Consider the following 21,083-nt stretch of genomic DNA (forward strand, 5'->3'; position numbering starts at 1 on the left):
GCCGCTGGCCGTCCTTATCGGGCTGAGTTGCCGGGCGCGACGGCCAGGCCGGTGCCCTGCCTTGCCGCCACCACCTTGGGGAGGACCGCCATGGTCCAGTCCTTGTTCGGGTCGAGATACCTGGCGGCGGCCGCCTGGATCGCTTCCGGCGACATGTTGCGGACCGTGTCGAAATAGGTTTCCACCGCCGCCACGCGCGCCGGATCGTAGCTGGCGCCGGCGAGCTGCTGCATCCAGAACACGTTGAGGTTCACCTGGCGGAGCAGCGCCTGCTTGATCGGCCCGATCACGCGCGCATATTCGTCCGCGCCGACCGGCCGCGCGGCGAGGTCCGCGGCGATCTCGCGCGCGAGCTTGAAGAAGAACTCGACCTTTTCCGGCGGCACCTGCCCGATCGCCACCAGCCGCCCGCCGCCGCCGGCCAGGCCGGTGGGCCACTGGCTCTGCACGTTGGGGCTGTAGCTCGCGCCCGCTTCCGTGCGCAGGCGGTCGAACAGGCGATCGGTGAAGACGTTGGCGAGCACGTCCAGCGTGCGCGCATCGGCGACCTGCGCCAGCCCGCCCGCGGTGGGCCAGGCGATCACGGCCGCGGCCTGGTTGTCCGGCCCGTCATGGGTGCGCACCACCGGCGTCGCATTGTGCGCCGGGAACTTCACCGCCGGCGCAGGCGCGGCATCGGCGGCACGCGGCTTCAGCGCGCCGATGCTGGCCGCGATCGCCGCCACCGCCTTGTCCGTCGCGATGTCGCCGTAAACCTGCACCTCGATCGGCCCGGCGGCGAGGCGCGGCTCCCACACCTTGCGGAAGCTGGCCGGCGTGGTTGCCTCGATCTCGGCGGGCGTCGGCGTGCCCCAGCGCGGATCGTCAGCGCGCAGCAGGCCTTCGAGGTCGCGCTGCAACACCCCGTCGGGCGAGGCGGACAGCGAGCCGAGGGTCGCGGTGACCACCGATTTCGCGCGCTCCACGGGCTTGGGATCCCAGCCGGGCGCGGCCATCCGCGCGGCGATCAGGCGCAACTGATCGGCCAGGTCGGTCGGCGAGGTGAGCGCCGAATAGCTGAACGCATCGTCGTCCACGTCGAAGTCGAGCCCGATGCGGCGACCGGCGACCAGCGCTTCCATGTCGTTCTGCGACAGCTTGCCGATGCCGCCCTGCACCAGCGCCATCTCGCCCGCCCAGATCGGCGTGTCGCGATCGGCGGGCAGCGCATTGTAGCCACGCCCGAACCGCACGCGCACATAGACGCGGTTCGTTTCCGAGTCGTTCTGCATCACCTGCGCGCGCACGCCGTTGGCGAAGGACACGTCCTGCACCTTCAGCTCGGACAGGATGCCCGTGGCGCCCAGCGTCTTTTGCGAGACGACCTTGCCCGGCGCGCCGAGCCGGGGCAGCGCGGAGAAATCCACCTTGCGCTGCGCGGTGCGCTTGGCCGCGTCGCCCGCCTGCACGTCCGTCTTCAGCAGGGTGGCGAGCTTCGCCGTGGCGGTGGTGTCGGGCGTCTGCGTGTTGATGACGGCGCGCTCCGCGTCCGCCTCGAACAGCTTGTTGGTGGACGCCAGCACGCGCGCGGGGGTGAAGAAATTGGCGGCGCGGGCGTCGGTGAAGATCTTGTAGCTCGTTTCCGCCGCCGTGGTGGTCTCGCGGATGTCCAGCGCCTCCACCATGCTGTCGGCCTGCACCGCGCTGGCTTCCACGCGCGCGGTTTCCACGCGGGTGCGGTTGCCGGCATCGATATCGGCCAGCTCGCGGTCGATCTCCGCCTGGCTGGGCGGCGTGACGCGGGCGTCGGCGATCACCGCGCGCACGTCGCGCAGCGCCGCTTCCCAGTCCTTGCCGAGCGGCACGATGTTGACAAAGGTGGCGTTGGCCGAGCGGGCGACATCCTCCAGGCTGACCTGCGCCGACAGGAAGCTGCCGCCGCCGCGCGCGCGGTTCTCCAGCCGGCGCGAGATGATCTGCGCGGCCAGGCTGTCCACCATGCGGTTCTGGTTGAACAGAACGGTGTCCTCGTTGAACTTCCAGGGCCGCAGCCAGGCGAGCTGGACCACCGCCGGCAGGCTCGGCTCGGCAACGGCGGCGGTCATCGGCGCCTTGGGATCGGGCTTGCCGAAATCCACCTCGGCCGGCGCGGGGCCGACCGGCTTCCAGCTGCCGAAATTGGTCACCACCATGCGTTCGGCGACCGCCGGATCGATATCGCCGGAGATGACCACCACCGTGCGTTCCGGCCGATACCAGCGATCGTGGAACGCCTTCACGCTGTCGGCGGTGGCCGCGCCCAGCGTCTTGATGGTGCCGATCGGCGAGCGTTCGGCGAGCGGCTGGCCGGCAAAGAAGGTGGCGCGCGTCACGTCGCCCACCCGGACCTGAGGCCCCGGCTGCTCGCGCTGTTCGGCCAGCACCACCGGGCGCTCGGAATCGATCACGGCCGGGGTGAGCGTGGGCGCTTCCATCATGCCCGACAGGATCCTGAGGCTCTCGTCGAGATTGGCCTGGATCTGCGCGGGGCGGGTATAGTCGCCCGGCAGGTTCAGCTTGTACACCGTCGACACGAAGCCGGTGGAGGCGTTGGTGTCCGAGCCGAAGGTGGTGCCCATGCGCTGCCAGGTGCGCTTGGCCTCGCCGTCCGCGACATAGCGCGAGCCGCGGAACGACAGGTGCTCCATGAAGTGCGCAAAGCCGCGCTCGGTGTCGCTTTCGTTCAGCGAGCCGGCGTCGATCCGCACGCGCACGGACACCTGGCCGGGAGGCGCGCCGTTCTTGCGCACGGCAAAGCGCAGGCCGTTCTTCAGCGTGCCGAAATGCCACGCCGGATCGGGGGTGATGTCGCTGCCCTTGTAGAGCCAGGCCGAGCGGTCGGCGAGCATCGCCTGCCACTCGGTCGCCGGCGCGGTGGTGCGGGCCACGTCCTTGCCGCCGGCGGGCGCCTGACGCGACGCCGGCGGGGCGGCCACCCGCTTCTGCGCCGACGCGGGCGGCAACAGGAGCAGGGACACGGAAAGGAGAAGCGAAGCGCGGAACGCGCGCGGGTAAGCCGACATACCCCTTTGTAGCGCCCCGCCGGGGCTACCGCCAGCACCACCGCCGCCGCGAAATCGCGATTCAGACGGGTCCGCCATGATTTGGACCCAGATTGCGGTGTAGCGCCCCTTCTCATCCGTTCCCTTGCGGGCATTCGCGCCTGCGGAATCGATCGAGGCAGGTGAATACAGTGACCGTGCAAGCGAGGACCGGCACCGGCGGATTGTGGCCGCAACCGGGCAATGGCGAAACGGGAAGCGAGCCGCGCACGATCCGCGTGCCCGACCTGAACGTCATTTCCGGCGCGCCGGCGCCCGGCGCCAGGATGGAGGCGGAGAAGAACCGCCCGTTCATCATCCGGGCGGGCAAGCATCTGCGCGGCGTGTTCGACCGGATGATCGCCTCCTCCTCGCTCGTTTCCAACGATCCGGTGCTGGACGTGCGCGACTTCGCGTGGACGGCTGACCTGCGAAAGAATTGGCAAGCGGTCCGCGACGAGGCGATCCGTGTTGCGCTGCAAGGCGAGCGCTCACCGAGCCTCGCCACCATCTCCCCCGACCACCGCTCCATCGCGGAGGTCAACAAGTGGCGGTCCTTCTTCCTGTGGGGCTACAGCTTCCCGATCGAGGACAATCTGGCGCAATGCCCGCAGACCGCGCGCATCGTGGAGCAGATCCCCGGCCTCAACAGCGCGTTCTTCTCCATCCTGGCGCCCGGCACGCACATTCCTGCGCATCGCGGGGTGACCAAGGGGCTGATCACCTGCCATCTCGGCCTGATCGTGCCGCGCGACGGGGACGTGCGGATGCGGGTGGACGATCGCATCGTCCGCTGGGCCGAAGGCGAGACGCTGGTGTTCGACGACACCTATGACCACGAGGTGTGGAACGACACGGTCGGCACGCGGGTGGTGCTCCTGATCCAGTTCGAGCGGCCGCTGAAGCAGCCCGGCCGCTGGATCGCCGACATGTTCCTGAAGGTCGTCCGCCGCTCCGCCTTCGTGCAGGAAGCGCGCGACAACATCGCCAGCTGGAACGACGCGGTGAAGCAGCTCGACATCTGAGCGGACCTTCGCCGCCTTCCCCTGCGTTCCCGCTCCTCGGAACGGGAGACGATGGTGGCGGAAAACGGCGAAAAGGCGCGCGAGGAGGATATCGACCTCTCCGAGGACCAGAAGGGCGAGGTCGACGAGCGCGAAGCCGCGAGCCCGATCGTCGTGCACGAGGTGATCCGCCGCGCGGGCGACGAGGAACTGGGCCGGCCGGCGGGATCGCTGCTGGCGTCGGGACTGGTCGGAGGCGCGGCGATCAGCGTCTCGATCCTGGGCCAGGGCACCATCGAGCATCTGCTGCCCAAGGCCGGCTGGGCGCCGCTGGTGGCGAGCTTCGGCTATTGCCTGGGCTTTCTTATCGTCATTCTCGGCCGGTTGCAGCTCTTCACCGAATCGACCCTGTCGGCGGTGATCCCGGTCGCCACCCATTTCAGCCCCGGCAATCTCGGGCGGCTGCTGCGGCTATGGGGCCTGGTGCTGGGCGCCAACCTGGCCGGCACCTTGCTGGTGGCCGCTCTGGTGGACAATGTGCTGATCGGCTCGGCGGAAGGGCGCGAAGCGATGCTGGCCGTGTCGCGCAAGCTGCTGGAGCATGGCTGGACCGACACGCTGAAGCTGGGCATTCCCGCCGGCTTCCTGGTGGCGGCGATCCCCTGGTCGCTGCCGGCGGCGCAGGGCCAGCAATTCTGGGTGGTGGTGGCGCTGACCTATCTGATCGCGCTCGGCGGCTTCACCCATGTGGTGGCGGGATCGGGCGAGGCGTGGCTGCTCGCGCTGTCGGGCGAGGCGAGCTGGGGCCGCGCGACCGGCGGCATGATCCTGCCCGCGCTGATCGGCAACGTGATCGGCGGCACCGGCATGTTCGCGCTGCTGGCGCATATCCAGGTGCGCCAGGAACTCTGACCGGCATGGCCTGCCGAAACGCGCGGGAGGGGAAACAAATGCTTTCCCCCTTGGCGCTTGATCCGGTGCCGCGATCGGCCCACATCGCGGCCATGCTGATCGAAACCGAAGCCACGCCCAACCCGGCGACGCTGAAATTCCTGCCGGGACGCACCGTGATGGACGCCGGCACCCGCGACTTCGCGACGCCGGAGGAAGCGGAAAGCTCGCCCCTGGCCGAGGCGCTGTTCGGGCTGGGCGACGTGACGGGCGTGTTCTTCGGCCGCGATTTCGTTTCCGTCACGGCGGTGCCGGGCACCGACTGGGCGGCGTTGAAGCCCGATGTGCTGGACGTGCTGCTGGATCACTTTTCCGCGCAGATGCCGCTGTTCAAGCCGGCCGCCGCCGGCTTTTCCGTGCCGAGCGAGGAAACGGAGTTCGCCGAAGATCCGGCCGATGCGGATATCGTGGTGCAGATCAAGGAATTGATCGAAACGCGCGTGCGCCCCGCCGTGGCCAATGACGGGGGCGACATCATCTATCGCGGTTTCGACAAGGGCAAGGTGTTCCTGCGCATGCAGGGTGCGTGCGCCGGCTGCCCGTCTTCCACCGCGACGCTGAAGAACGGCATCGAGCAGCTGCTGCGCTATTATGTGCCGGAAGTCACCGAGGTGCGCGCGGTCTGATCGCGCCACCCTTCCCTTCCGCACCTATCACGGACAATCGCCTCCATGACCGAGAAGCTTTCCGACGCGGCGCTCGACGCGCTGTTCCGCACCGCGCGCACCTTCAACAGCTACACCGACGAGCCGGTTCCTGAAGCGGAACTGCACGCCATCTGGGAGCTGATGAAATGGGGGCCGACCTCCGCCAACCAGCTGCCGGCGCGCCTCGTCTGGTGCGTATCCGACGAGGCGAAGGCGAAGCTCGCGGCGTGCGTGTCGGACGCGAACAAGCCCAAGATCCTGGCCGCGCCCGTCACCGTGATCGTCGGCATGGACATCAACTTCCACGAACATCTGCCCGAGCTGTTCCCGCACACCGACGCCAAGGCCTGGTTCGACGGCAACACGGAGCTGCGCGAGGTTTCCGCCATGCGCAACTCGACCTTGCAGGGCGCCTATTTCATCCTGGCGGCGCGCGCGCTGGGGCTCGATACCGGGCCGATGTCCGGCTTTGACAACGGCGCGGTGGACAAGGCATTCTTTGCCGACCAGCCGGGCGTGCGGTCCAACTTCATCTCGACGCTGGGCCATGGCGATCCCGCTTCGCTGCATCCGCGCCTGCCGCGGCCGGCCTTCGAGAAGTTCAACACGATTGCCTAAGCCCCCGCGCCTCGGCTAGCCGGGTCGGATGCCGCGCACGCTTGTCATCGAAACCGCCACCGCCGCCTGTTCGGTGGCGTTGCTGGAGGATGGCGCGGTGGTCGCGGCGCGGCACGAGATCGTCGGCCGCGGCCATGCCGAGCGGCTGGTGCCGATGATCGCCGAGCTGCCGGACGGCGGGCACGCGCCCTCCATCCTGGTCGATGTCGGTCCGGGCAGCTTCACCGGCATCCGCGTGGGGCTTGCCGCCGCGCGCGGGCTGGCGCTGGGCTGGGGCGCGGCGGTGCACGGCTTTTCGTCGCTGGCGCTGGTCGCCGCCCGCGGGCTGGCCGACCATCCGCACTGGCCGGAGCTCGCCGCCGTGCTGGAAGGCGGGCATGGCGAGCTGTTCGTGCAGAACTTCGCCCAACCGCTCGTGCCCGGCGCCGCCCCCGTTTCGCTGCGCCCCGACGCCGCGCTGGCGAGCATCGGCGCGCGGCCGGTGGTCGGCAGCGGCCTGGCGCGCCTCCAAGCGCTGTGCCCCGATCTGCCGGCAACGGAGGCGCTGCCCGCCGCGGCCGACGTGATCCTGCTGCCGCCTTCGCTGGCCACACTGCCGCCGCGCCCCTTTTACGGTCGTGCGCCCGATGCCGTGCCCGCCGCGGAGCGTCGCGCGCGATGAGCACCGTCGACCTGCGCGCCGGCAACGCCGCCGATCTGGGCGCGGTGGACGCGATCATGGGGGAAGCGTTCGACCCGCGCTTCGGCGAGGGTTGGACGCGCAACCAGTGCCTGGGCATCCTGGCCATGCCCGGCGTGTGGCTGACGCTCGCGCTGATCGGGGAGGAGCCGGCGGGCTTTGCGCTGTCCCGCCAGATGGCCGACGAGGCCGAGCTGCTGCTGCTCGCCACGCATCCCGCCTTCCGCCGGCGGGGCGTGGGCGCCGCCCTGCTGCGCTCGGTGCTGCACGAGGCGGAAGGGCGCGGCTGCCGGATGATCCATCTCGAGGTACGCGAAGGCAACGAGGCAATCCGGCTCTACCAGGGCGCGGGCTTCGCCAAGGTGGGGCAGCGCCCCTCCTATTACCGCGGCAATGCCGGGCGCAGCTGGGACGCCTACACGTTTCGTCGCGATCTTTCCTGACCGCGCCGGTAACCTTGAAACATTGTTGCAAGCGCGAGGAGATGGGCCGATAGCGCGCGCCGACAGGGGTGTCGTTTTTCTGGCCGCGGCACGGCCGCACGAGGAAGTTGAATGGAAGCGTTGATCGAGCCCCGCGATACCCTGATCACCCTGACCGCCGAGATCGTCGCCGCCCATGTCAGCAACAACAGCGTGGCGGTGTCGGACCTGCCCGAGCTCATCCAGAACGTGCACGGCGCGCTGAGCGGGCTGGGCGAGGCGCCGGTCGAGGCGGCGGAAAAGCGCGAGCCGGCGGTGCCGGTGCGCCAGTCGGTGAAGCCGGACTATCTCGTCTGCCTGGAAGACGGCAAGAAGCTGAAGATGCTGAAGCGCTACCTGATGGCGCAGTTCGGGCTGACCCCGGACCAGTATCGCGCGCGCTGGGGCCTGCCGGCCGATTACCCGATGGTCGCGCCCAACTATGCCGAGCAGCGCCGCAACCTGGCCAAGAGCATCGGCCTGGGCACCAAGCGCCCGCGATGAGCGGCGGCCGGCTTGTTGCGAACGACTCTCCTCTTTCGCAATAAGCCGCCCTGCCCTACATTGGCGCCATGGCCCGCAAGATCGATCTCGAAGCGCTGTGCAACCAGAAGGGACTGCGCATCACCGAGCAGCGGCGGGTGATCGCCCGCGTGCTCTCCGAAGCGGAGGACCATCCGGACGTGGAGAAGGTGTATGAACGCGCCTCCGCCATCGATCCGGGCATCTCGATCGCCACGGTGTACCGCACCGTGCGCCTGTTCGAGGAGGCGGGCATTCTCGACCGCCACGATTTCGGCGACGGGCGCGCGCGCTACGAGCCCTCGCCCGAGGCGCATCACGACCATCTGATCGATGTGGAGACCGGGCGCGTGATCGAGTTCGTCGATCCCGAGCTGGAGCAATTGCAGAAGCAGATCGCCGAGCGGCTGGGCTTCCGGCTGGTCGACCACCGCATGGAGCTCTACGGCGTGGCCCTCACCCGCAAGGACTGAGCGCCGGTGGGCACCTTGCGGCTTTGCGGCAGGCTGCTCGCCCTTCTCCTGCTGCTATCGGTCGCGCTGCCGCTGCATGGGTGCTGGCGGCTGCTGCGCCGGCGCTCTCCCTGGCCGCGGCGATTCCTGCGCGCGGTTGCGTGGGTGATCGGTGCGCGGGTGCGGATCGTCGGGGCCGCCCGGACCCATGACGTGTTCCTCGTGGCCAATCATGTCAGCTGGACGGACATCCCGATCCTGGCCGGCGCCACCGGCACGGCCTTTGTCGCCAAGGCCGAGCTGGCCGACGCGCCGCTGGTCGGCTGGCTGGCGGCCCTGAACCACACGGTGTTCATCCGCCGCACGCGCGCCGCCGTGACCGAACAGGTGCAGGACATCGCCGCGGCACTCGCGCAAGGATGGCCGCTGACGCTGTTCCCGGAAGGCACGACGGGCGACGGGCGCACGCTGCTGCCGTTCAAGCCGGCGCTGCTCCAGGTCGCCAGCCCGCCGCCGCCGGGCGTGCAGGTGCAGCCCGTGCTGCTCGATTATGGCGCGGCGACGCCCGATCTGGCCTGGGCGGGCGAGGAAGGCGGGGCGAGCCACGCGCGGCGCGTCCTGCGTCGTCCGGGCTCGTTCGCGGTGACTTTGCGCTTCCTCGAGCCGTTCGTGCCCGGCGATGACCGCAAGGCGACCGCCGCCGAGGTGCGGCGGCGGATGGAGGCGGTTGCCTAGGGCTGGCGCCGGCGCCCGCCTCAGCCGTGCATCACCAGCACGATCTTGCCGACATGGTCGCCCGCCTCCATCCGCGCATGGGCGGCGGGGGCTTCGGCGAAGGGAAAGGTCCGGTCGATCACCGGGCGCACGCGGCCGGCGGCGACGTGCGGCCACACCGTGCGGTACAGCTCGTCCGCCACCATCGACTTGAACCCGGCATCGCGCGGGCGCAGCGTGGAGCCGGTCAGCGTCAGGCGACGGCGCATGATGTCGAAGATCGGGATGGTCGCGCTCGCCCCGCCCTGCACCGCGATGGAGACATGGCGGCCGTCTTCGCCGAGGCATTGCAGGTTGCGCGGCACATAGTCGCCGCCGACCATGTCCAGCACCACCGCGCAGCCCCTGCCCCCGGTGATCTCCTTCACCCGCGCTACGAAATCTTCGGTGCGATAGTTGATCGCGTGGTCGGCGCCCAGCCGGCGGGCGGCCGCGCATTTCTCGTCGGAGCCGGCGGTGACGATGATCGTCAGCCCGAAGGCCCCGGCCAGCGCGATCGCGGTGGTGCCGATGCCGGAGGTGCCGCCATGGACGAGCACGGTGTCGCCCTCCACCGCGTAGCCGCGCTCGAACAGGTTGGTCCACACGGTGAACAAGGTTTCGGGGATCGCCGCCGCTTCCACCAGCGACAGGCCTTCGGGCACCGGCAGGCAGGTGCCCCAGGGCGCGACCGCATATTCGGCATAGGCCCCGCCCGCCACCAGCGCGCAGACCGGCTGGCCGACCGCTTCCGCCACCACGCCCTCGCCAACCGCGACGACCACGCCGGCAAGCTCCAGGCCGGGGATCGAGGGCGCACCCGGCGGCGGCGGGTAGCCCCCTTTTCGTTGCAGCACGTCCGGCCGGTTCACCCCCGCGGCGGCAACGCGGATCAGCACCTCGCCCGCGCCCGGCCGCGGCACCGGCCGTTCCACAAGCGTCAGCACCTCCGGCCCACCCGGCTCGGCCGGATCGATCGCCTGCATGGTCGCCGGTATCGCGGTCATTTCTGCTTGCCCCCAACGCAGGCTTCCTGCGTGATCGCGCTTATTGACATCGCGCCGGCCAGGGTCAACGTTGTCCGGGATGGATTTGGACGAGATTCTCGCCCGCAAGCCGGGGGATCCTCTCGCGGCGATCGTCACCCAGGACCTCGATCCCTTGTCGGTCGCGGAATTGGAGGAGCGGATCGCCGTTCTGGAGGCGGAGATCGCTCGCGTTCGTACCCGCATCGCCCATGCCAGCAGCCACAAGGCCAGCGCCGACGCGTTGTTCCGCCGGTGATCGCGACGCGCGCCCTTCGGGTCGACGGCGCGCCGTTCTGGTTTCGGGTGCGGTGCTTGATGCAGGTCCACCCCCTCCCGATATGACAGGAAAGGGCCGCGCGTTTGGTGGCCCGACAGGAGTTCACAGAATGCCGAGTTTCGCCTCCGCGCTCGAAACCACCCTCCACAAGGCGCTGGAAGCAGCATCCTCGCGCCGCCACGAATATGCGACGCTGGAGCACCTTCTGCTCGCGCTGGTCGAGGACGAGCATGCCTCGGTCGTCATGTCCTCGTGCGGCGTGGACCTGGGCGAGCTGAAGGCCACCGTTGCCCATTATCTCGACACCGAGCTCGACAGCCTGAAGGTCGACGCCGCCACCGATCCCTCGCCCACCAGCGGGTTCCAGCGGGTGGTGCAGCGCGCCATCCTGCACGTCCAGTCGTCCGGCCGCGACGAGGTGACCGGCGCCAACGTGCTGGTCGCCCTGTTCTCCGAGCGGGAAAGCTATGCCGTCTACTTCCTGCAACAACAGGACATGAGCCGGCTGGATGCGGTGAGCTATATCAGCCACGGCGTCGGCAAGGGCGGCTCGCCGGCCGAGGCGGCCACGCCCAAGGGCGCCGAGGAGGAAAAGGCCGCCAAGCCCGCCGACAAGAAGGGCGAAAGTGCGCTGAAGCAGTTCACCGTCGACCTCAACGAGAAGGCCAAGATCGGCAAGGTCGATCCGCTGATCGGCCGCACCGCGGAGGTGGACCGCACCATCCAGATCCTGTGCCGCCGCTCCAAGAACAACCCGCTCTATGTGGGCGATCCGGGCGTGGGCAAGACCGCCATCGCCGAAGGCCTTGCCCGCAAGATCGTCGAGGGCCAGGTGCCCGAGGTGCTGCGCGAGGCGGTGATCTACTCGCTCGACATGGGCGCGCTGCTCGCCGGCACGCGCTATCGCGGCGATTTCGAGGAGCGGCTGAAGGCGGTCGTCAATGAGCTGGAGAAGCTGCCGCACGCCGTCCTCTTCATTGACGAGATCCACACGGTGATCGGCGCCGGCGCGACTTCCGGCGGGGCGATGGACGCGTCCAACCTCTTGAAGCCGGCGCTGTCGGGCGGCACCATCCGCTGCATCGGATCGACCACCTACAAGGAGTTCCGCAACCATTTCGAAAAGGACCGCGCGCTCCTGCGCCGGTTCCAGAAGATCGACGTCAACGAGCCCTCGATCGAGGACACGGTGAAGATCCTCGCCGGCCTGCGCTCCGCGTTCGAAAGCCACCATTCGGTGAAGTACACGCCCGACGCGATCAAGTCGGCCGTGGAGCTGTCGGCGCGCTACATCAACGACCGCAAGCTGCCCGACAAGGCGATCGACGTGATCGACGAAGTGGGCGCGATGCAGATGCTGGTGGCGCCGGGCAAGCGCAAGAAGACCATCACCGCGCGGGAGATCGAGGCGGTGATCGCCACCATGGCGCGCATTCCGCCGAAATCGGTCTCCACCGACGACACCAAGCTGCTCGAAGGCTTGGAGACGGACCTGAAGCGCGTGGTGTTCGGCCAGAACGAGGCGATCGAGAAGCTGGCGTCGGCGATCAAGCTGTCGCGGGCGGGCCTGCGCGATCCGGAAAAGCCGATCGGCAACTATCTGTTCACCGGCCCCACCGGCGTCGGCAAGACGGAGGTCGCCAAGCAGCTGTCCGCGATCATGGGCATCCCGCTCCAGCGCTTCGACATGTCCGAATATATGGAGCGGCATTCGGTCAGCCGGCTGATCGGTGCGCCTCCGGGCTATGTCGGGTTCGACCAGGGCGGACTGCTCACCGATGCCGTCGACCAGAACCCGCATTGCGTGCTGCTGCTGGACGAGATCGAAAAGGCGCATCCGGACCTGTTCAACATCCTGTTGCAGGTGATGGACAATGGCCGCCTGACCGACCAGCACGGCAAGACGGTGGATTTCCGCAACGTCATTCTCATCATGACGACCAATGCGGGCGCCGCCGACATGGCGCGCGAGACGCTGGGCTTCGGCAATCTCACCCGCGAGGGCGAGGACGAGCAGGCGGTGCAGCGGATGTTCTCGCCGGAATTCCGCAACCGGCTCGATGCCATCGTGCCGTTCGGCTATCTGCCGAGCGAAGTGGTGGCGCGGGTGGTGGACAAGTTCATCCTCCAGCTCGAGCTGCAGCTGGCCGACCGCAACGTCCACATCAACCTGGACGACGAGGCCAAGAAGTGGCTCACCGACAAGGGCTATGATCGCCTGTACGGCGCGCGCCCGATGGGCCGCCTGATCCAGGAGAAGATCAAGCAGCCGCTGGCCGAGGAACTGCTGTTCGGCAAGCTCGTCCATGGCGGCGAGGTGACGGTGAAGATGAAGGACGGCGCGCTGTCCTTCGCGATCGAGCCGGCCGCGCCGAAAAAGCCCAAGAAGAAGGGCGGCAAGACGCTGCCTGCCGAAGCGGAATAAGCGGGGCGGCCGGGCGATCGGCCTTCCCTCCATTGACCGGAAACGCCCGTGCGGGAAACCGCGCGGGCGTTTGCCCGTTGCGATCGTGCGCGGCGGTTCGTAGGCTTGGCGACGGGAGCTGCCGGCGCTTTGAGGCCGCTCCTGCAAGGGGGCGGCATGGGTTTCGGGTATGCGGTTCTTCTGGGCGCCAGCGCGGTCGGTTCTGCCGCCGGGGCGCAGACCACGGCCGCGACGCCACCGGGGTGGACGGTGAACGAAGGCGCGTCGGTTTGCAACGCCAGCTTCACCGCTTCGGGCGCCAGCGAGCCGGCGCTGCGCCTCTTCGATCGCGCGCTGTCGGACGAGACGCTCCTGACCTTCACCCTGCCCGCACCCGTAGATGTGCCTTACGGCGCGCCGGTCCGCCTCGTGCTCCAGCCATCGGGCACGGTGCTGCAAGGTCAGGCCGACGGTTTTGCGCCGGGCAGGGGTCCGACCCAGACCATCGGCCTTTCCGTGAAGCGAGCACAATTGAAGGCCAAGACGGTGTCGGCGCTGCGACTTTCGTCGGAGAACGACATGCTGGTCGATCTGCCGGTGGAGCGCCTGGCAGCGGCGCTCACGTCGTTGCAGGCCTGCCAGGAATCACTGCTTGCGCATGCCGGCATCGCGCGACGCGACTATGCCCGGATCGCCACCTTCGCCCGGCCCTTGACCAGCCCGCGCGACTGGTTCGTACCAGAGTCCTATCCCGCCGAAGCGCGCCGCGCCCGCGAGCAGGGACGCGTCGCCGGTCGCTTTCGCATCCTCAAGGACGGGACGGTGGCGGATTGCCTCGTTCTGGTGAGTTCGGGCTTTCCAAGCTTGGACGAGGGCACCTGCGCCGTTCTCCTTGCCAAGGCCCGCTATCGCCCTGCCCGTGATGCCAGCGGGCAGGCGGTCGTCTCTCCGCAGCTTTTCGCCGTTTATTGGGCACTGCCCTGACGGTTGCCGCGCGTTTCCGGCCTCGAAGGTGATCCACGAACGCGCGCAAGGTCGGGGAAGCAGGCGCCGGCCGGAATAATACAGGAACGGGCCGGAAAAGCTCTGCCACCACTCCGCTAGCACCAGCTCCAGCGCGCCGCTGTCGCAAGGCTGAGCGAGAACGCCCGGCGCCCACAACGGCGCGCCGGGCGCTTCCGCGGTCAGTTGCCGCGCCGACCGCCGCCGCGGCCCTGGCTGCCGCCCCAGCGGAACGGACGGCCCTGGCTGGGCGCCGTCGTGGCAGCGGGTGCCTGCGGTGCTGGAGCACCGGCGCTGGGCTGCGACGGACGACCCTGCCAGCCGCCGGCGGGCCGGTCGCCGCGATTGCCGCGCCACGTGCCGCGGTTGCCGTTCCAGCGTCCGTCCTGCCCGTTGCCGGGGCGGCCCTGATAGCCGGGCCGGCCGTCGAAATCGGGGCGCCCCTGCCCGGGCCGGCCGTAACCGGGGCGACCGTTCAGGTCGGGACGGCCCTGGCCCGGCCGGCCATACCCCGGCCGGTCATTCCGGTAGAACCCGCCCCAGTTCGGCTGGCCGCGATAGCCGTTGCCGCGCCGGCCTTCCCAATAGCGCCGCTGGCCATCGTTCCAGCGGAAGGGGCGGCGGTTGCGGTCGTACACATAGACGCCCGAGCCGGGATAATAGAAGTCGTTGTACCAGCCATAGGAGCCGCCCAGCGCGCCATAGCCGTATCCGTAGCCGTCATAATAGGGATCGACGTAGCCGTACCCGTAGCCCGGTGCGCCATAACCGACGGCGACGCTGCCGCCGCCATAGGCATAGTCATCGCAGCCCGACAGGCCGAGGGCGGCCGCGCCGAGAGCGGCGGCGAACAGAAGCTTGGCATTCATCGAAAACTCTCCCCGATACGCGGAAGAACACGGCAGGACGCGCCGTACCAACGATCGAACGACTCCGCGAAAGCGTTGTTCCTACACGGTGAACGCTGGCGGGAGGCTGAACGAGCGGCTGGCCGATGGTCGTGCCCGCGCCCCGCCAACGGCAAGGGCGGCCCGATCGCTCGAGCCGCCCCCTTTTTCCTCCGCATCCGGCGAGGATCAGTGCGCCTGATCGCGCCACACGTTCTTGTATGCGCCCCAGGCGAGGAACACGAAGATCACGAGGAAGATCACCGAAGCGAAGCCGGCCTGGTGACGCGCCTCCAGCTTGGGCTCCGCGGTCCAGGTCAGGAAGGCGGACACGTCCTTGGACATCTGGTCCACGCTCGCCTTGGTGCCGTCCTGGTACTGGACCTGGCCCTCGGTGGTGAGGGGCGGCGGCATGGCGAGGTTGAGGTTCGGGAAATACGGATTGTAGTGCAGGCCCGCCGGCGTCTTGGCATCCGGGAAGTGCTTCAGCAGCGCCGCCGGCTGCGGGCGATAGCCGGTCAGCAGCGAATACACGTAATCCTGCCCGTCATGCCGCGCCTTGGTCATCAGCGACAGGTCGGGCGGCAGCGCGTTGTTGTTGGCAGCGCGCGCGGCGACGTCGTTGGCGAACGGCGACGGGAAGCGATCGGACGGCAGGTTCTTGCGCGTGGTCGCCTCGCCCGTTTCCGGGTTCACCGACGGCTGCTCGATCTTCCACTCGGTGGCGATCGTCTTGATCTGGCCGTCGTTGTAGCCGATCTCCTTCAGGTCGCGGAAGGACACGTACTTCAGCGAGTGGCAGGCCGAGCAGACCTCCTGATAGACCTGAAAGCCGCGCTGCACCTGGCGGAGGTCGAACTTGCCGAACAGACCGGCCGACGAGAGCCCGGCCTCGCGCGGAGACAGGTGGAACTCATGCTCGGCCGTGGGCGGCGCCGGCTCGGTGATCGCGGTGGAGACGGTGCCCCACAGCGCGATGCCGAGGACGAACACGAACACCGCGCCGACCAGGGTTGAGAGTGCACGAACCATTGTTGTTGTTATCCCCTAGTCCGTTCCGGTCACGCGGTCGCGGCGCTGTGCGTGATGGAGGTGCCTTCCTGCTTGTTCAGCACGGCTTCCATGATCGAGTTTGGCATCGGCCGCGGGCGCTCCGAACGGGCGACCCAGGGCAGGATGATGAGGAAGTGCGCGAAGTAATAGGCCGTCGCGATCTGCCCCAGGATGACGTTGCGCGCATTGGCCTCGGCCCCGCCGACATAGCCCAGCAGCAGCACGTCGAGCAGCAGGATGCCGAGGAAGATGCGCAGCTTGGGCCGGAAGTTGGCCGAGCGCACCGGCGACGAATCCAGCCACGGCAGGAAGAACAGCAGCAGGATGGAGCCGAACATCGCCAGCACGCCCCACAGCTTGGCCGGCAGGAAGAAGTCGGCCGTGAAGCTCTTCAGGATCGCGTAGAACGGCAGGAAGTACCATTCGGGAACGATATGCGCCGGCGTCGAAAGCGGGTTCGCCTCGATATAATTGTCCGGATGGCCGAGCAGGTTCGGCGCAAAGAACATGAGGCAGGCGAACACGAGGAGGAACACGCCCACGCCCACGCCGTCCTTGGCGGTGTAATAAGGGTGGAACGGCACGGTGTCCTGCTCGCTCTTCACCTCAACGCCGGTCGGGTTGGACGAGCCCGGGATGTGCAGCGCCCAGATGTGCAGGATGATGACGCCCGCGATCACGAACGGCAGCAGGTAGTGGAGCGAGAAAAAGCGGTTCAGCGCGGCATTGTCCGGCGCGAAGCCGCCCAGCAGCCAGATGCGCACGGTGTCGCCGACCACCGGGATGGCCGAGAAGAAGCCGGTGATGACCTGCGCGCCCCAGAAGCTCATCTGGCCCCACGGCAGCACATAGCCCATGAAGGCGGTGGCCATCATGAGAAGGAAGATGACCACGCCGAGCAGCCACACCATCTCGCGCGGCGCCTTGTAGGAGCCGTAGTAAAGGCCGCGGCCGATATGGATGTACACAACGGCCAGGAACATGGACGCGCCGTTGGCATGCGCATAGCGCAGGAACCAGCCGGCGTTCACGTCGCGCATGATGCTCTCGACCGAGCCGAACGCCACGCCGCCGTTCGCGGCATAGTGCATGGCCAGCACCACGCCGGTGACGATCTGGATGACCAGCGCCATGCCGGCGAGCACGCCGAAGTTCCAGAAATAGTTGAGGTTGCGCGGCACCGGATAGCCGGCGCCGATCGCGTTGTAGACGAGGCGCGGCAGCGGCAGCTTCTCGTCCAGCCACCGCATCAGCGGCACCTTCGGCTCGTAGTGCTTGGCCCAGGGAAAGCTCATCTGCTGCTACCTCAACCCACCGTCACGACGGTGTCGGAATTGAACGTGTATTGCGGCACCTCGAGGTTGCGCGGCGCCGGACCCTGCCGGATGCGGCCCGCGGTGTCGTAGGCCGATCCGTGGCACGGGCAGAAATAGCCGCCGAACGGGCCCTTGTTCTCGCCCTCGCCCGCGCCCAGCGGCACGCAGCCCAGGTGGGTGCAGACGCCCAGGGTGATGAGCCAGTTCTTCTTGCCCGTCTTGGTGCGCTCTTCCAGCGTCTGCGGGTCGCGCAGCGAGGACACGGCCACCGCATCCGCCTCGGAAATTTCCTTGGGCGTCAGGTTGCGCACGAACAGCGGCTGCTTGCGGAAGGTGGTCTTTATCGCCTGGCCGGGCTCGATCTTGGAGATGTCGATCTCCGTGGTGGACTGTGCCAGCACGTCCGCCGAGGGGTTCATCTGGTTGACCAGCGGCAGCACCACCACGCCCGCGCCCACGCCGATCCAGGCGACGGCCGCGATGTTGATGAAATCGCGGCGACGGGGATCGCTCACCTCTTCCTGAAACGGCGCCGGGTCTTCCCCAGGCGGTACGGCGGTATCAATTGCCATTCACTTGCCCTTGCACTTCGTTTTCGGCGGCCACAAGATCATGGGGCGAAACAAGAAGATGCCCCCGTGCGACCCCCAGTCCCCACGGAGGTTAACCGGCTCCATAGACGGCGGGCGGCGGCGTTGCCAACTGCTTTTAGCGGCCTTGCGAACCGCTCGCAGCCGCGGCTAAGGCGCCCTTATGCGCGTTGCCCTGTTCCAGCCCGAGATCGCCGGCAATGTCGGTGCCGTCTTACGCACCGCAGCCTGCCTGGCGACGCCGGTGGACCTGGTCGAGCCGCTGGGATTCGCGTGGGACGACAAGCGCGTGGCGCGTGCCGGCATGGATTATATCGACCATGTCGCCATCGCCCGCCATGCCGACTGGACGGCCTTCGAGCGGCAGGCGGCAGGCCGCCTCGTGCTGCTCACCACGCGCGGGGCGACCCCGTTCCACGACTTCCGTTTCCGTCCCGACGACGTGCTGCTGTTCGGCCAGGAAGGCGCGGGCGTGCCGGAGGAGGTGCATGCGCGCGCCGATGCCCCGGTGGTGGTGCCGATGGCTCCCCCGCTGCGCTCGCTGAACCTGTCGGTGTCGGTTGCGGTGGTGCTGGCGGAGGCGCTGCGCCAGACCGGCGGCTGGCCCGCGCCCCCGCCCGCGCCCTCGACTTCGGCGGCCCGCGGAGGCTAAGGCGCGGGCCATGCCTGCCCTGACGCTCGACCCCGAACAGACCGCCGCCCGCACCTGGTTCGAATCCCTGCGTGACCTGATCTGCGCGGAGTTCGAGGCGATCGAGCGGGAGGCCGGCTCCGACGCCGCCTTCGCCTACACGCCGTGGGACCGCACCGACGCCGCGGGCGTGCCGAACGGCGGCGGCGGCGTGCGCGGCGTGATGAAGGGGCGCGTGTTCGAGAAGGTGGGCGTCAACGTTTCCACAGTCGGCGGCGCGTTCGAGGGCGAGTTCGGCCGCACCATCCACGGCGCCGCCGACGATCCGCGCTTCTTCGCCACCGGCATCAGCCTGGTCGCGCACATGGCCAACCCGCATGTGCCGGCGGTGCACATGAACACGCGCTTTCTCGTCACCACCAGGCGCTGGTTCGGCGGCGGTGCGGACCTCAACCCCCCGCTGCCGATCGCCGAGGACACCGACGATTTCCACGCCACGCTGAAGGCCGCATGCGACGCGCACGATGCCGGCCACTATCCGCGCTTCAAACAATGGGCGGACGAATATTTCTACATTCCGCACCGCCAGGTGCATCGCGGCGTGGGGGGCATCTTCTTCGATCATCTGGAAGGCGATTTCGCGGCCAATTTCGCGTTCACGCAAGATGTCGGCCGCGCCTTCCTGGACGTGTTCCCGCGCATCGTCCGGCGGCGCATGGCCCTGCCCTTCACCGAGGCGGAGCTGGCCGAGCAGCGGCGCTGGCGCGGGCGCTATGCCGAGTTCAACCTCGTCTACGATCGCGGCACGTTGTTCGGGCTCAAGACCGGCGGCAACATCGACGCGATCCTGATGAGCCTGCCGCCGCTCGCCGCCTGGGAATGACGCGGTGGCGCTGATCCCGGTAGCTGACGGCGAGCTGGCGACGGTCGTCACCGCGCTCGAGATGACGGAGCGCCCCCGCCCTCGCCCGCTGCCCTCCTCGCCGTTGCGGCTGGTGCGCTGGCCCAAGCATGGACCCGCGACGTGCGGCGCGTGGCGCTGCATACCTGCACGCTGGACCATCCGTCGGCGCTGAACTTCTACCGTGCGCAGGGCTTCGTGCCGGTATCGCGGACGATCGAGACCTTTGCCGATCCGCGCGCACTGGGGCTGCTGCCGGAGGACGCCGCGCCGCAGATCCCCTATCTCGCCAAGCGGCGATAGGCCGCGACCTGGATCAGCGTGGTCGCCAGCAACGCCGCCGCCGCGACCGCCGCGGCCCCGGCATCGACCAGGGTCACCGCCACCGGATTGCCGCCGCCCTCCAGCCGCAGCCAGCGGTCGAGCGACAGGAGCGGTGCCGCGACCAGCCCGCCGAGGATCGGGATCGCCGCCATGCCGGCCAGCACCAGCCCGTTCCCCCGTGTGAGCCGCCACCCGCGCGCGATCGCCTGAAGCGGGCCGATCGGCCGTTCCGCCACGATCACCGGGCCGGTCAGCATCAGCCGCCCCGACAGGAACAGCGCCGGGATCAGCAGCACCACCAGCCACATGCCAAGCGTCAACGGCACGCCCACGATCATCGAGGCGAGGAGGAAGACAAGGAGGCGCCGGATCGACCGCGCCAGCGCCGCCCCCGTCGCCGGGCGCTCCCGGTCGAGATAGAGGCTCAGGACCGCGAGCTGGCCGAACTGGGTGAACAGCCCAGCCAGGCCATACCAGTGGCCATAAGCGAGCACCCATTGGGCGATGGTTTCCGCCAGCAGCCGCTGCTCCGCATTGGTCATGCCCTCGCTGACCACCAATGCGGGCATGGGCGGCACCAGCAGGTTCAGCGCGAACAGCGGCAGGAACAGGAACACGCCCGCCACCGCGAGCAGCAGGTCGCGATCGCGCACCGCCATGCGCCACGCATGGCCCAGCGTGCCAGCAAGCGAGCGCCTCATGCCGCGGGGGCCGCCCGCTGCTCGGCGCGCAGCCGCACCAGGAGGTAAAGGCGCGCGGTGAACACCAGCGCCAGCACGGTGAAGGCGGTGGAAACGGCCGCCACCAGGATCGGGGTGACGATGTTGGCCGGGGCGAACGGCCCCTCCCCGCCGGCCAGCAGGGCAAGCACGGTGCCCGCCACGCTCTGCACCGCCATCACCGCCACGCTCGCGACGATCAGGAACAGCAGCAGCGTGCCGAACAGTCGCCAGCTCAGGCCATGCGTCAGCCGCCACGACCGGCCGAACGCGCGCAGGCCGCGCCGCTCCTCCAGCACCACCGGGAACAGCACGAGCAGGCGGGCGAGAACGAACAGGCAGAGAAGGCTCCAGATCAGGCTGTAGAGCCCGAAGGGTCCGGCCGCCTCCTCCGGCATGGCCGCCATGCCCTGCTCGGCCAGCGCCGACAGGTCCGCCCCCTTGGCCGACAGGATCGCCACCGCGGGCACGAAGGTGAGCGAGAGCACGGCGAGCAGGAGGATCACGATGCCAAGCGCGGGGAGGAGCCGTTGCCCTGCCAGGCGGCGCGCCGGCCCGGGCGCCGGCACTGCCATCAGCGCCAGCGCCGTGACCGCCAGCTGCCCCCACAGCGACACGATCGAGAGCAGGAGGTTGAGAAGGGATAAGGCATAGCCCATCGCCGGCCACGCCGCGGCGGCGGGCACCAGCAGGGCCTGGAGAACGGTGGGCAGGAACACCAGCGGCAGCGCCAGGGCCATTGTCGCGCCGGCATGGTCGGACAGGAAGCGGGTCGTCCGGTCCCACACATCGCCCATCAACACCA

General features: G+C 68.9%; 23 protein-coding genes. 15 read left to right on the top strand and 8 right to left on the bottom strand.

Annotation, left to right across the window (positions count from 1 at the left end; genetic code table 11):
* Positions 1-14 precede the first annotated feature (14 nt).
* A complete protein-coding gene (locus DVW87_RS11025) occupies positions 15-2,996 on the bottom strand; it encodes a M16 family metallopeptidase (protein ID WP_338056376.1) in 2,982 nt (993 codons plus the stop codon).
* Positions 2,997-3,211: 215 nt separating this feature from the next.
* On the opposite strand from DVW87_RS11025, the gene DVW87_RS11030 reads away from it, so the two are divergent.
* From DVW87_RS11030 to DVW87_RS11070, 9 genes are all read left to right on the top strand, one after another.
* Positions 3,212-4,084, top strand: coding sequence for an aspartyl/asparaginyl beta-hydroxylase domain-containing protein (locus tag DVW87_RS11030; protein WP_239017861.1), 873 nt, complete (start codon positions 3,212-3,214; stop codon positions 4,082-4,084).
* A 51-nt stretch (positions 4,085-4,135) separates the two neighbouring features.
* Positions 4,136-4,975: a formate/nitrite transporter family protein gene (locus DVW87_RS11035; RefSeq protein WP_114687804.1), complete on the top strand. Its 840-nt coding sequence runs from the start codon at positions 4,136-4,138 to the stop codon at positions 4,973-4,975.
* Positions 4,976-5,067: 92 nt separating this feature from the next.
* Complete coding sequence (locus tag DVW87_RS11040) at positions 5,068-5,640, top strand: NifU family protein (RefSeq protein WP_114688204.1); 573 nt, start codon at positions 5,068-5,070, stop codon at positions 5,638-5,640.
* 45 nt (positions 5,641-5,685) lie between these two features.
* Positions 5,686-6,279, top strand: coding sequence for a malonic semialdehyde reductase (locus tag DVW87_RS11045; protein WP_114687805.1), 594 nt, complete (start codon positions 5,686-5,688; stop codon positions 6,277-6,279).
* 28 nt (positions 6,280-6,307) lie between these two features.
* Positions 6,308-6,940 carry a tRNA (adenosine(37)-N6)-threonylcarbamoyltransferase complex dimerization subunit type 1 TsaB gene (tsaB, locus tag DVW87_RS11050; RefSeq protein WP_114687806.1) on the top strand — a complete coding sequence of 211 codons (633 nt, stop codon included), beginning with the start codon at positions 6,308-6,310 and terminating at the stop codon, positions 6,938-6,940.
* Positions 6,937-7,401, top strand: coding sequence for a GNAT family N-acetyltransferase (locus tag DVW87_RS11055; RefSeq protein ID WP_114687807.1), 465 nt, complete (start codon positions 6,937-6,939; stop codon positions 7,399-7,401). The genes tsaB and DVW87_RS11055 overlap by 4 nt, the downstream gene beginning before the upstream one ends.
* A 111-nt stretch (positions 7,402-7,512) precedes the next feature.
* Complete coding sequence (locus DVW87_RS11060) at positions 7,513-7,923, top strand: Ros/MucR family transcriptional regulator (protein ID WP_114687808.1); 411 nt, start codon at positions 7,513-7,515, stop codon at positions 7,921-7,923.
* 68 nt (positions 7,924-7,991) lie between these two features.
* Positions 7,992-8,414, top strand: a complete 423-nt coding sequence (locus DVW87_RS11065) for a Fur family transcriptional regulator (protein WP_114687809.1) — start codon at positions 7,992-7,994, stop codon at positions 8,412-8,414.
* 6 nt (positions 8,415-8,420) lie between these two features.
* Positions 8,421-9,128 carry a lysophospholipid acyltransferase family protein gene (locus DVW87_RS11070; RefSeq protein ID WP_114687810.1) on the top strand — a complete coding sequence of 236 codons (708 nt, stop codon included), beginning with the start codon at positions 8,421-8,423 and terminating at the stop codon, positions 9,126-9,128.
* Between the two features lie 20 nt (positions 9,129-9,148).
* Here DVW87_RS11070 and DVW87_RS11075 read toward each other — a convergent pair whose 3' ends face one another.
* Positions 9,149-10,153 (bottom strand): NAD(P)H-quinone oxidoreductase, encoded by a 1,005-nt coding sequence (locus tag DVW87_RS11075; RefSeq protein WP_181814805.1) that lies wholly within the window; start codon positions 10,151-10,153, stop codon positions 9,149-9,151.
* Between the two features lie 79 nt (positions 10,154-10,232).
* Here DVW87_RS11075 and DVW87_RS11080 point away from each other — a divergent pair, with 79 nt between their 5' ends.
* The 3 genes from DVW87_RS11080 (at position 10,233) to DVW87_RS11090 (ending at position 13,839) form a co-directional block, all read left to right on the top strand.
* Positions 10,233-10,430: a DUF1192 domain-containing protein gene (locus DVW87_RS11080; protein ID WP_114687811.1), complete on the top strand. Its 198-nt coding sequence runs from the start codon at positions 10,233-10,235 to the stop codon at positions 10,428-10,430.
* Positions 10,431-10,560: 130 nt separating this feature from the next.
* Positions 10,561-12,876, top strand: a complete 2,316-nt coding sequence (clpA, locus tag DVW87_RS11085) for an ATP-dependent Clp protease ATP-binding subunit ClpA (RefSeq protein ID WP_114687812.1) — start codon at positions 10,561-10,563, stop codon at positions 12,874-12,876.
* A gap of 156 nt (positions 12,877-13,032) precedes the next feature.
* Positions 13,033-13,839, top strand: coding sequence for an energy transducer TonB (locus DVW87_RS11090; protein WP_114687813.1), 807 nt, complete (start codon positions 13,033-13,035; stop codon positions 13,837-13,839).
* 200 nt (positions 13,840-14,039) lie between these two features.
* Here DVW87_RS11090 and DVW87_RS11100 read toward each other — a convergent pair whose 3' ends face one another.
* The 4 genes from DVW87_RS11100 to petA all read right to left on the bottom strand — a co-directional run bounded on the left by DVW87_RS11100 (position 14,040) and on the right by petA (position 17,685).
* Entirely contained in the window at positions 14,040-14,726 is a 687-nt protein-coding gene (locus DVW87_RS11100) for a peptidase (protein WP_181814806.1), read from the bottom strand.
* 207 nt (positions 14,727-14,933) lie between these two features.
* Positions 14,934-15,776, bottom strand: coding sequence for a cytochrome c1 (locus DVW87_RS11105; RefSeq protein WP_114687814.1), 843 nt, complete (start codon positions 15,774-15,776; stop codon positions 14,934-14,936).
* Between the two features lie 29 nt (positions 15,777-15,805).
* A complete protein-coding gene (locus DVW87_RS11110) occupies positions 15,806-17,092 on the bottom strand; it encodes a cytochrome b (RefSeq protein WP_114687815.1) in 1,287 nt (428 codons plus the stop codon).
* 11 nt (positions 17,093-17,103) lie between these two features.
* Positions 17,104-17,685 (bottom strand): ubiquinol-cytochrome c reductase iron-sulfur subunit, encoded by a 582-nt coding sequence (gene petA / locus DVW87_RS11115; protein ID WP_114687816.1) that lies wholly within the window; start codon positions 17,683-17,685, stop codon positions 17,104-17,106.
* Between the two features lie 181 nt (positions 17,686-17,866).
* Between petA and DVW87_RS11120 the strand changes: the two genes are divergently transcribed.
* From DVW87_RS11120 to DVW87_RS18620, 3 genes are all read left to right on the top strand, one after another.
* Positions 17,867-18,355 carry a tRNA (cytidine(34)-2'-O)-methyltransferase gene (locus tag DVW87_RS11120; RefSeq protein WP_114687817.1) on the top strand — a complete coding sequence of 163 codons (489 nt, stop codon included), beginning with the start codon at positions 17,867-17,869 and terminating at the stop codon, positions 18,353-18,355.
* 10 nt (positions 18,356-18,365) lie between these two features.
* Complete coding sequence (gene hemF / locus DVW87_RS11125; protein ID WP_114687818.1) at positions 18,366-19,217, top strand: oxygen-dependent coproporphyrinogen oxidase; 852 nt, start codon at positions 18,366-18,368, stop codon at positions 19,215-19,217.
* 141 nt (positions 19,218-19,358) lie between these two features.
* Complete coding sequence (locus DVW87_RS18620; protein WP_420822333.1) at positions 19,359-19,538, top strand: hypothetical protein; 180 nt, start codon at positions 19,359-19,361, stop codon at positions 19,536-19,538.
* Here the strand turns inward: DVW87_RS18620 and DVW87_RS11135 are convergent.
* Together DVW87_RS11135 and DVW87_RS11140 are read right to left on the bottom strand one after the other, a co-directional pair.
* Positions 19,517-20,260, bottom strand: a complete 744-nt coding sequence (locus DVW87_RS11135) for a hypothetical protein (protein ID WP_147276259.1) — start codon at positions 20,258-20,260, stop codon at positions 19,517-19,519. The genes DVW87_RS18620 and DVW87_RS11135 overlap by 22 nt on opposite strands.
* Positions 20,257-21,075, bottom strand: coding sequence for a hypothetical protein (locus DVW87_RS11140; protein ID WP_114687820.1), 819 nt, complete (start codon positions 21,073-21,075; stop codon positions 20,257-20,259). The genes DVW87_RS11135 and DVW87_RS11140 overlap by 4 nt, the downstream gene beginning before the upstream one ends.
* Positions 21,076-21,083 lie beyond the last annotated feature (8 nt).

This window comes from Sphingomonas aracearum, assembly GCF_003345355.1.
Classification (GTDB): Bacteria; Pseudomonadota; Alphaproteobacteria; order Sphingomonadales; family Sphingomonadaceae; genus Sphingomonas; species Sphingomonas aracearum.

What these genes read in the sequence shown, in the direction of transcription:
- DVW87_RS11035 (WP_114687804.1), top strand. Translation starts at nt 4,136, where the DNA reads ATGGTGGCGGAAAACGGCGAAAAGGCGCGCGAGGAGGATATCGACCTC.
- DVW87_RS11040 (WP_114688204.1), top strand. Translation starts at nt 5,068, where the DNA reads ATGCTGATCGAAACCGAAGCCACGCCCAACCCGGCGACGCTGAAATTC.
- DVW87_RS11045 (WP_114687805.1), top strand. Translation starts at nt 5,686, where the DNA reads ATGACCGAGAAGCTTTCCGACGCGGCGCTCGACGCGCTGTTCCGCACC.
- tsaB (WP_114687806.1), top strand. Translation starts at nt 6,308, where the DNA reads ATGCCGCGCACGCTTGTCATCGAAACCGCCACCGCCGCCTGTTCGGTG.
- DVW87_RS11055 (WP_114687807.1), top strand. Translation starts at nt 6,937, where the DNA reads ATGAGCACCGTCGACCTGCGCGCCGGCAACGCCGCCGATCTGGGCGCG.
- DVW87_RS11060 (WP_114687808.1), top strand. Translation starts at nt 7,513, where the DNA reads ATGGAAGCGTTGATCGAGCCCCGCGATACCCTGATCACCCTGACCGCC.
- DVW87_RS11065 (WP_114687809.1), top strand. Translation starts at nt 7,992, where the DNA reads ATGGCCCGCAAGATCGATCTCGAAGCGCTGTGCAACCAGAAGGGACTG.
- DVW87_RS11075 (WP_181814805.1), bottom strand. Translation starts at nt 10,153, where the DNA reads ATGACCGCGATACCGGCGACCATGCAGGCGATCGATCCGGCCGAGCCG.
- DVW87_RS11080 (WP_114687811.1), top strand. Translation starts at nt 10,233, where the DNA reads ATGGATTTGGACGAGATTCTCGCCCGCAAGCCGGGGGATCCTCTCGCG.
- clpA (WP_114687812.1), top strand. Translation starts at nt 10,561, where the DNA reads ATGCCGAGTTTCGCCTCCGCGCTCGAAACCACCCTCCACAAGGCGCTG.
- DVW87_RS11090 (WP_114687813.1), top strand. Translation starts at nt 13,033, where the DNA reads ATGGGTTTCGGGTATGCGGTTCTTCTGGGCGCCAGCGCGGTCGGTTCT.
- DVW87_RS11100 (WP_181814806.1), bottom strand. Translation starts at nt 14,726, where the DNA reads ATGAATGCCAAGCTTCTGTTCGCCGCCGCTCTCGGCGCGGCCGCCCTC.
- DVW87_RS11105 (WP_114687814.1), bottom strand. Translation starts at nt 15,776, where the DNA reads ATGGTTCGTGCACTCTCAACCCTGGTCGGCGCGGTGTTCGTGTTCGTC.
- DVW87_RS11110 (WP_114687815.1), bottom strand. Translation starts at nt 17,092, where the DNA reads ATGAGCTTTCCCTGGGCCAAGCACTACGAGCCGAAGGTGCCGCTGATG.
- petA (WP_114687816.1), bottom strand. Translation starts at nt 17,685, where the DNA reads ATGGCAATTGATACCGCCGTACCGCCTGGGGAAGACCCGGCGCCGTTT.
- DVW87_RS11120 (WP_114687817.1), top strand. Translation starts at nt 17,867, where the DNA reads ATGCGCGTTGCCCTGTTCCAGCCCGAGATCGCCGGCAATGTCGGTGCC.
- hemF (WP_114687818.1), top strand. Translation starts at nt 18,366, where the DNA reads ATGCCTGCCCTGACGCTCGACCCCGAACAGACCGCCGCCCGCACCTGG.
- DVW87_RS11135 (WP_147276259.1), bottom strand. Translation starts at nt 20,260, where the DNA reads ATGAGGCGCTCGCTTGCTGGCACGCTGGGCCATGCGTGGCGCATGGCG.
- DVW87_RS11140 (WP_114687820.1), bottom strand. Translation starts at nt 21,075, where the DNA reads ATGGGCGATGTGTGGGACCGGACGACCCGCTTCCTGTCCGACCATGCC.